Source organism: Microbacterium sp. NPDC055455 (assembly GCF_053619935.1).
Genome location: NZ_JBSHLB010000001.1, coordinates 87,373 through 100,556, shown reverse-complemented (window position 1 = coordinate 100,556; position 13,184 = coordinate 87,373). Strand labels below are relative to the sequence as shown.

The window sequence follows — 13,184 nt, the reverse complement described above, 5'->3', positions numbered from 1 at the left end:
AATTGGTCAACCGGTGGTACGATTTCGCCGTTCCCGCGCCCGCGATGAGGAGTCGACGATGACGAAGGTGCCGACAACGGCCGACACCGAGGCCGCCCGTGCGGGCCTCTCCTGGCGACTCGGCGAGACGCCGTGGCAGGCGATCCCTCCGCTCGGCGCGCCGCGCGCGAGGGTGATCCTCGACAACGATTTCTCGGGGGACCCCGACGACCTCTACCAGCTCGTGCACCACCTGCTGTCGCCGAGCGCCGAGGTCCGCCTCGTCGTGGCGTCGCACCTGCGGCCGGACGATCCGTTCGACCCCAGCGCCGAGCAGGCCCGCAGCGCCGTGGCCGTGGCACGCGACGTCTTCGCGCGCATGGGACTGGAATCCGTCGACGTCATCGTCCAGGGTTCGAACGTGCCGCTGACCGACGGCGGCACGCCGCAGCCCGCTCCCGCGGTCGATGCGATCATCGCCGAGGCGCTGCGCGAGGACGTCGACTCGCCGCTGTTCTATCTCGCCGGCGGCGGCCTCACCGACCTCGCCTCGGCGTGGCTGCGCGAACCGCGGATCGCCGATCGGCTGACCCTCGTGTGGATCGGCGGCGCCGAGCACGACGGCCTCGCCGTGCCGCCCCCGGGCGCGATGCCGATCGAGTACAACCTGCTCATCGACGTGACCGCGGCGCAGGTCGTGTTCGGCGACTCCGGGATCCCGGTCTGGCAGGTGCCGCGCGACGTGTATCGCCAGTGCCTGGTGTCCGACGCCGAGCTGCGGCTGCGCGTCGCGGCGACCGGACCGCTCGGCCGCCACCTCTACGACGAGGTCGCCCACGTGATGCGCATGGTGGGCTCGTTCGCGGGCGGCGCCGCCGAGACGTACGCCCTGGGGGACTCGCCGCTCGTGCTGCTGAGCGCGCTGCAGTCCGTCTTCGAACCCGACCCCGCGTCGAGCCGGTACGTCGCACGGCCCACGCCGCGGATCGGCGACGACGGCGCGTATATCGACGTGCCCGGCGCGCGTCCCATGCGCGTGTACACGTGGGTGGACACGCGACTGATGTTCGAGGACTTCTTCCTCAAGCTCGCGGAGTTCAGCCGGTGGCAGGCGGGGTCGGATGCCGCGGAGGTGACCGCATGACCGCCCTCGAGCCGGTCGTCTCGACCATCCCGCGCCCGCGCACCATCGTCACGGCCGATCCCGAACTCGACGATCTCAACTCGATGATCCGCTTCCTGCTGTACAGCAACGAGGTGGAGGTCGAGGGACTCGTCTACGCCTCCAGCCGCTTCCACTGGCGAGGAGACGGGCGGGGGACCGAGTTCTTCCTCCCCGATCGGGAGTACGACCAGCCGCAGACCTCCTGGCGCTGGGCGCCCGGCGAGCGCTTCATCGACGATACCGTCGACGCCTACGCCGAGGTGTACGAGAACCTGCGACAGCACGATCCGCGCTACCCCGCACCCGAGGCGCTGCGCGCGGTGATCCGCGACGGGAACATCGACTTCGAGGGGGACACGTCGGCCGAAACGCCGGGGTCGCAGTTGATCGCCGACGTTCTGCTGGACGACCGGCCGGGCCCGGTGTATCTGCAGCTGTGGGCGGGGCCGAGCACCGTCGCGCGGGCCCTCATGTCGATCGAGGAGCGGTTCCGCGGCACCGATGAGTGGGAGGCCGTGCATGCGGCCGTCTCGGCCAAGGCCGTCATCACGAAGTTCGCGTCGCAGGACGGAACCTACGACGAGTACATCGCGCCCGTGTGGCCAGGCATCCGGGTGATCGAGGTGGCGACGCTGGCGTGGGGCTACATGGCCCGCAAGACCATCCGCCCCGACGACCAGCGCCTGCTGAGCGCCGAGTGGATGCGCGAGAACGTCGCCGGCGTCGGCCCGCTCGGCGGGCTCTACCGCGTGTGGGGCGACGGTCGGCAGATGGTGCCCGGCGACATGACCGACTATTTCCACCTCTCGGGGCTGTCGGCCGACGAGCTGCGCGCTCAGGGATACCAGGTGTGGATGGAGCCGCAGGCGGCCGGGGAGTGGATCTCCGAGGGCGACACCACGAACATGCTGAACCTCCTCGTCCCGGGCCTGCGGGCGCACGAGCATCCGTCGTACGGCGGGTGGGGCGGTCGATATGTCCGCACCGGCGAGGGAACCGACACCTGGGGCCTGGTGGATGCCGCGTTCACGCCGGGATCCGGAGACTGGGCGTCGAGCGGCCCCTCGGGAGACGAGGGGTCGGTGGTGCGCTGGTTCGCCGACGCGCAGGCCGACTTCGCCGCCCGGCTGCGGTGGACCGTCTCGACCTACGACGAGGCGAACCATCACCCTCGACTGTCGGTCGACGGCGGGATCGACCGTGACGTCGCGCCCGGCGAGCAGCTGACGCTCACGGCATCCGTCGCGGACCCCGACGGGGACGGCGTGACCGTGCGGTGGTGGGTCTACGACGAGGCCGGGACCTGCGACCACGAGGCGGCGGTCGCCCCGCGGGGGGCGACCGCAGAGGTGTCGATCCCGGCCGACGCGCGACCCGGCGACACCATCCACGTCATCGCCGAAGCGGTCGACGACGCCCCGGCGCCGCTGAAGGCCTTCCAGCGGGTGATCCTCACCGTCCGCTGATCACTCCGCGCAGGTGCGTGCGATCAGTCGTCGTGTCCCTCGGCGGTCCAGCTCGACACGGCCACGACGCCGTCGACGGCATAGACGCCGACGACCCTGCCCGTGAACGACTCCGTCGTCTCCGACGACAGGAAGCGCCCGTCGACCTCGGCCAGCTGCACGCGCTCGCCGTCGATGGTCGCCCCGAGATGGATGACATCGCTCGTGCGGGGCAGACCGCCGCCCGCCTCGTCGCCGAGCAGCTGCTCCGTCTGCCCGGGTGCGTGGGTGGGCGGAAGCGAGTCCAGATGCAGCTCGACGACACCGCCGGAGTAGGGGTGCACCCACGTCTGGACCAGCCCGCCGACGACCGCGCGTGCCGTGATGGTGTCGGATGCCGCCTCGAGCTCGACATGGAACCGTTCGTCGTAGCGCACCGCGAGTCCGCCCACGCCGGATGCGGCGTCCATCCGGACCGTGATCGTGCTGGTGAGGTGCTCCTGGCGGCGTCCGATGAACACCGGGCGAGGGTCGTCGAGCGTCGAGCCGACGCCGCGAAGAGTGAGCCAGCCGGGGCGGGACCGGAGATCACCGTGGTCGGAGGGCAGTGCCCTTACCGCGATCCACTCGCCGTCGAGCTCGGCGCCCGGCGAGAACCTCACCTCCGTGCGCGAGCCGGGACGGGGGTTCAGCAGCACCGGGTCGATCGCCGGCCAGCCGTCGGACTCCCACCGCACGGGCGTGACGAACGTCTCGCGGCCCAGGGCCGAGAACGCCCGCGTCATGCTCCGGGGGCGCACGCCGAGCAGCACGCACAGCCACTGCCCGCCGGGGCCCGCGACCAGGTCGCCGTGGCCGGTGTTCTGGATCGGCCTAGTGGTGGAGCGCGCCGACACGAGCGGGTTCTGCGGTGCCGCCTCGAACGGGCCTGCCGGCGAGTCGCCCCGCGCGATCGAGATGCCGTGACCGCGCTCGGTGCCGCCCTCGGCGATCATGAGGTACCAGCGCCCGCCGACCTCGTAGAGATGGGGTGCCTCCGGGAATCCGCCACCGGTACCCGACCAGAGCGACCGCGGCTCCTCGAGTGCGCGGTGGGTGGTGAGGTCGACTCTCACCTGCTGGATGCCGAGGTGCGTCCCGATCTCCGCGCCGCTCAGGAGGAGCCCTGAGTACGTGATGTACGCGCTGCCGTCGGCATCCCACGCGATGTCGGGGTCGATGCCGTCGAGGCTGGCCGAGCCGTCGGCCTTCCGCAGCAGGTCCCCGTCGCTCCACGGACCTGCGGCGTCGGCTGCGGTGAAGTGCAGCATCCCGCGTCCCATCGCGTCGGTGATCACGAGGTGGAACACGCCGTCGCGGTGCCGGATCGTGGGTGCCCACGCACCGCCGGCGGTCGGCACCTCCTCGACGTCGAGCTGCCCCCGACGAGTGGCGACATGACCGATGAGCTCCCACGTCTCGAAGTCGGTGGAGCGGTGGATGGGGATGCCCGGCAGATACTCGAACGTCGAGGTCGCCAGGTAGTAGACGCCGTCGACCTCGACGACCGACGGGTCGGGGTGGAAGCCGTTGATCAGGGGGTTGTACAGCGTGGTCACGAAGGTCTTTCGGGTGCGGGGTTCAGGACGAGAGCAGGATGCCGAGCTCGCGGGCCAGCGCGACGGCGCGGGGGTCCGCGCCGCCGGGCCACGGCCCGCGGGCGATCGTCCACGCGAAGGCGAGGCCGGTGTCGGGGTCGACGCACGCCAGGGCGCCCGCGGCGCCGTCGTGGCCGAACGAGCGCGGGCCGCCGAAGGCGAGCTGCTGCGACGGCTTCTGGAACACGATCGCGTGAGCGCGGTCATGCTGATGCAGCACCTCGTCGTAGCCGCGGATCTGCTGCTGCCCGATCTGCTCGACGGTGTCGGCGCCGAGGAACGGCGGCAAGCCGTCGACGCCCGTGACGGCGGCGGCCATGAGTCGGGCGAGGCCCCGGGCGGTGCCGGCGCCCGAGCCCGCCGGGTGCCCGTAGCGCCAGCTGCGCGGCGAGTTGCCGAGGTCGACGTCGCCCCCCATCGCGCCGAACACGACCGGACCGAGCGCCGAGTACTCGCGGGCGGTCCTGTCGGAGACCGGCTGGATCATCGGCAGCACGGGTGCGCGGCGGTGCTCCTGGTCGGCCGGAAGCCCGAGGAAGAAGTCGATGCCGTGCGGGCGGCGGATCTCCCGCTCGTAGAAGTCGTGGAGGGTGAGCCCCGTCACCCGGAACACCAGCTCGTCTCCGAGGTTGCCGATCGTGATGGCGTGATAGCCGAAGGCGCCGCCGGGATGCCAGAAGGGCCGGCTCGCGGCGAGGCGCTCGGCCGCCGCGTGGTGGTCGAGCAGCTCTTCCCACGAGAGCGCCGGCGTGGCCTGCGGAAGACCGGCCTGGTGCGAGAGCAGCTGGCGCACGGTGACACCGGCCTTGCCCTTCGCGGCGAACTCCGGCCAGTAGTGCGCGACGCGCTCGTCGAGGTCGAGCTCGCCGCGCTCGACCAGGAGGCCGACCGCCAGCCCGATGGTGTTCTTCGTCACCGAGTACGGCACGATGACGGAGTCCTCGGCGAGATGCGGTCCGCCCCACGCATCGAGCACCGGTGCGCCGTCATGGAACGCCGCGACCTGGAACGACAGATCGGGATCGGCCGCCAGGAAGCCGTCGAGGCGCTCGACGATCTCGGCGAGCCGCGGGTCCGCCGCGCCCTCGAGGGAGTCCGCGGTCAGCGGCGCCAGGCTCATGCCAGCCCTCCCTCGGTCGGCCACTCCAGCGCGAGCGGGAGGTCGGCGACGGATGCGCCTGCGCGCAACGTGAACGCGCCGGGCTCGACGACCCACTCGCCCGCCCAGTGGGCGAGGCGTCGCGGCGGCACAGCGATCGTCGCGGTCACGGTCTCGCCGGGAGCGGCGTGCACCGTCGCGAAGCCCACGAGCCAGCGCTCGGGACGCTCGACCGACGAGTCCGCCCGCTCGGCGTAGACCTGCACGACCTGCTTCCCGGCGCGGTCGCCCGTGTTGGCGAGCGTGATCTCGAGGGCGTCGCCGACGCGCTGAGCGGCACCCCACGACCAGGTCGTGTAGCCCAGGCCGTGCCCGAACGGGAATGCCGGCGCGGCATCCGCCCGCAGCCAGGCGCGATAGCCGATGTGGATGCCCTCGCGGTACTCGAGTCGCCCGTCCGTCGGGACGACCTCGGTCACCGGCACGTCGGCGAGGGCCGCGGGCCAGGTGGTGGGGAGGCGACCGCCGGGCTCGGCGGCGCCGGTGAGCACGTCGGCGACCGCGTGGCCGAACTCCTGTCCGCCGAAGTACCCCTGCACGATGGCCCCGACCTCACCTGCCCACGGCATCACGACGGGGGAGCCGGCGTTCACGACGACGACGGTGGGCGTGCCGGTCGCCGCCACCGCGCGGACGAGGTCGTCCTGGCGGCCGGGCAGCTCGAGGCTGGTGCGGTCGTAGCCCTCCGACTCGACCTTCGAGTTGGTGCCGACGACGACGACGGCGACATCGGATGCCTCGGCCTCGGCGACGGCGCGGGCGATGAGGTCATCGGCGTCGGTCCGCTCCGGCGCGATGCCGAGCGTCGCGCTCATGGCGCCTGAGAGCGGGCCCCCGGGCGCGCGGCTGAACTCGACGCGGATCGCCGTCTCGCGCCCGGCCGTCACGGCGACGGTGGACGTGAGCGAGGGCGGGTTGAGGAATGCGGCGCCGAGATCGGTGCCTTCGATGACGGGGGCGTCGTCGAGCACCAGGTGGCCGTCCACGAAGAGCCTGCCGGGATTCGCGCCGGCGAAGCCCAGCTCGATGTCGCCGCTGTGCTCGGGGGTGTACAGCGTCTCCAGCACCACGGTTGCGCTCGCCGCGATCGGCGCATCGCCGCCGAACCACACCAGCGACGTGGAGCGGCGGTTCTCGGCGAACAGCTCCGTGCCGTCGGCGTCGAAGAAGGCGACGCGCAGCCCGGGCTCGCTCGTGGCGGGGTTCCGCAGCTGCGCGAGCGGGATCTCGGCGACGCCCTCCTGGACGACGGCGCCGATCTCGTACCGCACCTCGGCCCCGGGCGCTGCGGCGCGGATGGCGTCGAGCGGCGACACGACCCGCTCCGGGATCACGGTCGCGCTGCCGCCGCCCTGCGTGCGGGCGTCCCGCGCGTTCTGCCCGATGACCGCGATGCGGCCGAGGGTGGCGGCATCCCACGGCAGCACGCCCTCGTTGCGCAGCAGCACGGTGCCGGAGATCGCGGCCTGCCGGGCGAACGCCGGCCCGTCCACGGGTGCGGGCTCGACCGGCGTCGCGTCGCCCAGCGCCCCGACCCGCTCGGCGAGCAGCAGCAGGCGCAGCACCTTGCGGTCGAGGTCGGCCTCCGCCACGCGCCCGTCGCGGACCGCCTCGACGAGATCGGCCCAGGCGGGGGCCGGGCCGGGCATGGCCAGGTCCTGCGCCGCCGGCACCGCGTCGAGCGATCGCACCGCGGTCCAGTCGCTGATGACGACCCCGTCGAAGTCCCACTCCGAGTTCAGCGGCGTCTCGAGCAGGTCGTTCTCGGTCATCGTGACGCCGTCGACGGCGTTGTAGGAGCTCATGATCGCCCACGCGCCCGCTTCGACGGCGCGCTCGAACGGGGCGAGGTAGAGCTCGCGCAGTGCGCGCTCGCCGACGCGGACGTCGACCGTGAAGCGGTCGGTCTCGGAGTCGTTCGCCACGTAGTGCTTGGGGGTGGCGGCCACCCCGTTGTCCTGCAGGCCCCGCACGTACGCGGCCGCGAGCTCGGCCGACAGCTCCGGGTCCTCGCTGAAGCACTCGAAGTGCCGGCCGCCCAGCGGCGAGCGGTGCAGGTTGATCGTCGGGCCCAGCACGACGTCGACGCCCTTGCGGCGGGCTTCGGATGCCGCGGCCGCGCCGTACCGGTACGCCAGATCGACGTCCCACGCGGCGGCCAGTGCTGACCCCGACGGGAGGTTGAGCGACGGCTCGCGCTCGTCCCAGCGGGGACCGCGGACGCCGGCCGGGCCGTCCGACAGGGTCATCGCGCGCAACCCGATCTCGGGGACGGGGACGGTGGTCCAGAAGTCCGCGCCCTGCACGAGCGCGGCCTTCTGCTCGAGCGTGAGCCTCTCCAGAAGCGGCTGGAGGTGCGCCACGGAGGCAGGGCGGAGGGCGGTGTCAGTCATGGGGAGGGTGCTTTCTCGAAGGGAGGATCAGGGATCGGATGCCGCGGCCCGCCACCCACGGGACGGGCCGGGCCGCGGCATCCGGGTCTTCAGGCGGCGCCGGCGGCCGCCTCCGCGTCCAGGAGAGCCCGTCTCGCGATGCGGCGCTCCTGCTGCCTGTCGGGATCGGGCACCGGCGCGGCCATGAACAGGCGCTGCGTGTAGGGGTGCTCGGGGTGCGAGGTGACGCGGTCTCCGTCGCCGGTCTCGACGATCTCGCCGCGATACATCACGGCGACGCGGTGCGAGATGTGCCGCACCACCGCCAGGTCGTGCGTCACGAACAGGTAGGCGACGCCCGTGCGGTCCTGGATCTCGATGAAGAGGTCGAGCACGCGCGCCTGCGTCGACAGGTCGAGTGCCGAGACCGGCTCGTCGCACACAATGAGCCGGGGCTGCAGCGCGAGCGCCCGCGCGATCGCGACGCGCTGCCGCTGACCGCCCGAGAACTCGCGGGGCAGGCGCCCTCGCGCGTCGGACGGGAGGCCCACCTGGTCGAGCAGATCCCGCACGCGGCTCTTGGCCTCGGCCGTCGCGACCCCGGCCGCGGTCAGCGGCTCGATCAGGATCTGCTCGATCGTCATCGACGGGTTCAGCGACGAGTAGGGGTCCTGGAAGACGACCTGGATCTCGGAGCTCAGCGCCCGGCGCGCCTGGCGCCCGAGATGCGAGATGTCCTTGCCGTCGTACGTGATCGACCCCTCGGTCACCGGTGCGAGCCCCAGCGCGGCGCGTCCGAGCGTGGTCTTCCCGGACCCCGACTCGCCGACGAGGCCCACCGTCTCACCGGGAAGGATGTCGAGCGACACGCCCTTGAGGGCCCGGAACGGCTGCGCACGGAACCCCTTGCCGGGGTACTCGACGACGAGGTCCTTGACATCCAGCAGCGGCGTCTCCCGCGGCGGGGCGGTCAGCGGAGTGGTCATGCTCGCGCTCCCTTCAGGACGAGCGGCGGGCGGGCGGGACCTTCGTCGAGGATCGCGTCCAGCAGCGCCTTCGTGTACGGATGCTGCGCGTCGTTGAAGATCGCGCGCACGGGGCCCTGTTCGACGAACCGACCGCTCTGCATCACCGAGACCCGGTCGCAGAGGTCGGCCACGACGCCGAAGTTGTGGGTCACGAGGAGCATGGCCATGTTCCGCTCGGCCTGGAGGTCCCGCAGCAGATCCAGCACCTCGGCCTGCACCGTCACGTCGAGAGCCGTCGTCGGCTCGTCGGCGATGATGAGGTCGGGATCGGTCGAGACGGCCCCTGCGATGAGCACGCGCTGCGCCATGCCGCCCGACACCTCGAACGGATACGCGTCGAACGTGCGCTTCGGGTTGGGGATGCCGACCCGGGCGAGCAGCTCGAGCGACCGCTCGGTCGCCGCCTTCTTCGACAGCCCGAGGTTCTTGCGCAACGGCTCGACCAGCTGGCCGCCGATCGTGAACGAGGGGTCGAGGTTCGACATCGGCTCCTGCGGGATGTAGCCGATGCGCTTGCCCCGCAGCCCCGCGTAGGAGCGGTCGTCGCCGCCCGCGAGCTCGGTGCCCTCGTACAGGATCGAGCCGGCCGTGACGTGCCCGCCGCGGGGGAGGAGCCCCAGCACGGCGAATGCGGTCTGCGTCTTGCCCGAGCCGGATTCGCCGATGAGGCCGTGGACTTCGCCCCGGCGGATGTCGAGCGAGACGCCGTGGACGACCTCGATGTGCGAGCCGTCGGGCTGGTCGTATCCGACGCGGAGGTCGCGGACCTCCAGCACCTTCTCCGAGGCCTTGCTGCGCACGTCGTCCTCGTGCGTGATGACGCCCGCGCTCTCGAAGATCGGCGGCTCGTCGAGGTCGACGACGTCGCCGCCGCTCAGCCCGACGGACGTCGTCACCGCGGCCACCGATCCGGTCGCGGTCGCCACCGCGCGGCGGCGCTTGCGGCGCACCGAGACCGTGCGCTCCAGCTCGTCGCGCATGACGTTGGCCAGCAGCGTCAGCGCGATGCACGTGAGCGCGATCGCGAGAGACGGCCACAGCATGAGCAGCGGCTCCTTGTAGATGTTCTTGAAGCCGTCGTTGAGCATCTGACCCCACGTGGGGACCGCCACGTCGCCGAGTCCGAGGAACTCCAGCCCCGACTGGATCGCGATCGCGATGCCGGCGATGATCGCCGCCTGGATGATGATGGGCGCCCGCACGACCGACAGCACGTGGCGCGCGATGATGCGCGAGTCGCTGAGGCCCGAGACGCGGGCCGCGTCGACGTACAGCTCCGAGCGCACCGCGGTGACCGACGCGTACACGAGGCGGTAGAACGCCGGTGCGAGCAGGATGCCGAAGATGAACATCGAGATCCACACCGAGGGTCCGAGCACCGCCCGCGCCGCGAGCAGCACGACGATGCCGGGCAGGGCCATGTTCAGCTCGGTCACCCAGGTGGCCGTGCTGTTGAACCACCCCTGGTAGTAGCCGGCGATGAGGCCGCTGATGACACCGAGGATCAGCGCGACGGCGAGGGCGAGGAGCGCGGCGGCGACGGTCGTCTGGGTGGCTGCGAGCAGGCGCGACAGCACGTCGCGTCCACTGCCGTCGGTGCCCAGGATGTGCTCGGCGCTGGGCGGTGCGAGCACGTTGCGGATGTCGGCGTAGTTGGGGTCCTGCGGGGCGATGGCCGGGCCGATGATCGCGATGACGCCCAGCAGCACCAGGAAGATCAGCGAGGCGAGGCCGAGCGGACGGCGCAGCAGGCGCCGCCGGAGCGAGACGCGTACCGGCGCGACCGGTACGTCGAGGGGGACGTCGATGGCGGTCATGAGAGTCGCACCTTCGGGTTCAGCGCCGCCTGGGCGAGGTCGATGAGGAGGTTCACGATGACGACGATGACCGCGAATGCGATCACCACGCCCATGACGACGGGGATGTCGCCGAGCGTCGTCGCGCGGACGGTGAGCTGGCCCATGCCGGGGATGGCGAAGACCTGCTCCACGATCACGGCCCCGCCGAGGAGCCCGATGAACTGCACCGCGAGGACGGCGAGCGCCGGGCCTCCGGCGTTGCGGAGGACGTGACGGTAGACGACGGCATTGGTGGCGAGGCCGCGGGCGCGCAGCGTGCGGACGTAGTCGCGCGACATGGCGTCGATGACCGACCCGCGCACCTGCTGGGCGACGACGGCGATGGCGCCGATCGACAGGGCGATGATCGGCAGCGTCACCGACGACAGCCATCCGACGAACGAGGTGGTCACCGGGATGTAGCCGGTGGCCTTGAACCAGCCGAGGTTGATCGCGAAGACGAGCACCAGGCCGAGCGCGATGAGGAAGCCCGGGATCGCGAAGCCCACGAGCGAGACGACCTGGACGCTTCCGTCGATCCACCCGCCGCGACGGGCGGCGAGGACGCCGAGGACCACCGCGACGACGGCCGAGAGGAGCGTCGCGCCGATCACGATCGACAGGGTGACGGCGAGGCGGTTGCCGACGCTGGTCGAGACCAGCTCGCCGGTGAACCAGCTGCGGCCGAGGCTGCCGGTGAGGGCGCCCGTGACCCACTCCCCGTACTGGGCGAGCAGCGGCTGGTTCAGGCCCAGCTCCTCGGTCTTCTTGGCGACGGTCTCGGCGGTGGCGTTCTCGCCGAGGATGCGGCGGGCGATGTCGCCGCCTCCCGCGAAGAGGAGGACGAACGCGAGGAACGAGATCACCGCGATCAGGATGACGCCCGACAGCAGGCGCCGGAGGATGAATGCAAGCATGAGGTCTTCCCGTGGGTGGTGTCGCCCCGCCCGCGCGTGACCGCGCGGGCGGGGCGAGGCTTCAGCTCTTCGGCGAGAACCCGAAGATCGACGGGTAGGCATTGGTGGGCCAGAACTCGAGGTTCGTGTTCGCGTCCACCGCGTAGGTCCCCTGGACCCGGAAGAACGGCGCGAACCAGGCCTGCTCGACGATGTACGCGTTGAGGTCCTTCGTGGCCTGCTCGGCGTCGTCGCCGCCCATCTGGATGGTGGCGATGTACTCGTCGACCTGCGGGTCCTGCGAGCGGAACGGGTTGAAGGTCGCCTGGGGGGCGATCATGAAGTTGATCAGCTGCCAGTCGGGGTTCTGCTCCAGCGCCATCCATGTCGCCGGGTACTTCGGCGCGAGCATGTCGGTGATGAAGTTGCCGGTGCCGGGGTCGGTGTAGTTCACCGTGATCCCGATGTCGGCGAGCTGCTGCGCCACGAGGTCGAACGTCGTCTGGAAAGCCGGCGTGGACATCATGTCGAGCGTGAAGCCGTCGGGGTAGCCGGCCTCGGCGAGCAGCTCCTTGGCGGCCTCGGGGTCGTATCCGTAGGTGCTGTCGAGCGCCTCGTCGTAGCCGACGGACGTCTCGGGGAAGACCTGCTCGGTCACCGTGCCGTAGCCGGCCTGCAGAGCGTCGAGCAGCGCCTCGCGGTCGAACGCCATGTTGATGGCCTGGCGCACCCGCACGTCGGCCAGCTCGGGGGCCATGGTTCCGGCGCGGTCGAAGAGCAGGAGGCCCTGGAAGTCGAGCTCGTTGGACTCGATCGTCCAGCCGGATGCCTCGATCTCGGGGATCGTGTCGTTGTTGACGATCTTCGCGCCGTTCGCCTCGCCCGCCTTGAGCGCGTTCAGCGTCGCCGTCGGGTCCTCGATGACGTTGATCGTGAGGTTGTCGTACTTGACGGCGTCGGGGTTCCAGTAGTCCGGGTTGGCGGTGTACTCGTACGTGGTGCCGGTGACCGTCGCCGCGGTGTCGAGGATGTAGGGGCCGGAGCCGACCGGCTCGGTGGCGGAGTCCGGGTCGTCGAACGTCGACGGCGCCTGGATGAGGCCCGGGGCGATCGACAGCAGGTTCACGAGCGAGGGGTCGGGCGTGGGCTGCGTGATGGTGACGGTCGTCGGGTCGACCGCGGCGAACTCCTTGCCGGCGAGGGTGGCGGCCTGCGGGGCGGTGCCGTCGCGGAAGCGCTCGAGGCTGGCGACGACGGCGTCGGCGTCCAGCGGCGTGCCGTCGGTGAACTCGACGTCGTCGCGCAGGGTCAGGGTCAGCACGGTGTTGTCGTCGTTGTACTCCCACTCGGTGGCGAGCCACGGCTCGATCTCACCGGCGGCGTTCTTCTGCAGCAGCGTGTCGAACACCGCCTGGAAGAACGGGCTGCGGTTGCCGTATTCGGCGCCCTGGCCGATGTCGTAGCTCGTGGGCCCGATGATCGCGGTGAGCGTGAGCCGGTCTGCCCGGCCGGATTCGCCTGCGCCCGACCCGTCGTCCCCGGCACCGGCGCAGCCGGTGAGGGCGAGAGCGGCGATCGCGATGGTGGCTGCTGTGGCCTTCCAACGGAACATCCTTGGTCCCTTCATAGGTGGCGATGCCCCTGCGGATCGCCTTCTGGCGGGAG

9 protein-coding genes are annotated in these 13,184 nt (G+C 71.5%); 2 read left to right on the top strand and 7 right to left on the bottom strand.

The window, feature by feature from the left end:
* The first annotated feature begins 58 nt into the window (after positions 1-58).
* Together ACWGUG_RS00380 and ACWGUG_RS00375 are read left to right on the top strand one after the other, a co-directional pair.
* Positions 59-1,123: a nucleoside hydrolase gene (locus tag ACWGUG_RS00380; protein ID WP_452323477.1), complete on the top strand. Its 1,065-nt coding sequence runs from the start codon at positions 59-61 to the stop codon at positions 1,121-1,123.
* The gene (locus ACWGUG_RS00375; RefSeq protein ID WP_452323476.1) at positions 1,120-2,610 is read left to right on the top strand and encodes a nucleoside hydrolase-like domain-containing protein; all 1,491 of its coding nucleotides are present in this window, start codon (positions 1,120-1,122) and stop codon (positions 2,608-2,610) included. The genes ACWGUG_RS00380 and ACWGUG_RS00375 overlap by 4 nt, the downstream gene beginning before the upstream one ends.
* 23 nt (positions 2,611-2,633) lie before the next feature.
* Here ACWGUG_RS00375 and ACWGUG_RS00370 read toward each other — a convergent pair whose 3' ends face one another.
* The 7 genes from ACWGUG_RS00370 to ACWGUG_RS00340 all read right to left on the bottom strand — a co-directional run bounded on the left by ACWGUG_RS00370 (position 2,634) and on the right by ACWGUG_RS00340 (position 13,131).
* Entirely contained in the window at positions 2,634-4,187 is a 1,554-nt protein-coding gene (locus ACWGUG_RS00370) for a family 43 glycosylhydrolase (protein ID WP_452323475.1), read from the bottom strand.
* Between the two features lie 22 nt (positions 4,188-4,209).
* Positions 4,210-5,346, bottom strand: coding sequence for a serine hydrolase domain-containing protein (locus tag ACWGUG_RS00365; protein WP_452323474.1), 1,137 nt, complete (start codon positions 5,344-5,346; stop codon positions 4,210-4,212).
* Complete coding sequence (locus ACWGUG_RS00360) at positions 5,343-7,778, bottom strand: beta-glucosidase (protein ID WP_452323473.1); 2,436 nt, start codon at positions 7,776-7,778, stop codon at positions 5,343-5,345. Before ACWGUG_RS00360 ends, ACWGUG_RS00365 begins: the two co-directional genes overlap by 4 nt.
* 89 nt (positions 7,779-7,867) lie before the next feature.
* Complete coding sequence (locus tag ACWGUG_RS00355; RefSeq protein WP_378882842.1) at positions 7,868-8,743, bottom strand: ATP-binding cassette domain-containing protein; 876 nt, start codon at positions 8,741-8,743, stop codon at positions 7,868-7,870.
* A complete protein-coding gene (locus ACWGUG_RS00350) occupies positions 8,740-10,602 on the bottom strand; it encodes a dipeptide/oligopeptide/nickel ABC transporter permease/ATP-binding protein (RefSeq protein ID WP_452323472.1) in 1,863 nt (620 codons plus the stop codon). The genes ACWGUG_RS00355 and ACWGUG_RS00350 overlap by 4 nt, the downstream gene beginning before the upstream one ends.
* Positions 10,599-11,540, bottom strand: a complete 942-nt coding sequence (locus ACWGUG_RS00345; protein ID WP_336394517.1) for an ABC transporter permease — start codon at positions 11,538-11,540, stop codon at positions 10,599-10,601. Before ACWGUG_RS00345 ends, ACWGUG_RS00350 begins: the two co-directional genes overlap by 4 nt.
* A gap of 61 nt (positions 11,541-11,601) precedes the next feature.
* Positions 11,602-13,131, bottom strand: a complete 1,530-nt coding sequence (locus tag ACWGUG_RS00340) for an ABC transporter substrate-binding protein (protein ID WP_452323471.1) — start codon at positions 13,129-13,131, stop codon at positions 11,602-11,604.
* Between the last annotated feature and the right edge of the window lie 53 nt (positions 13,132-13,184).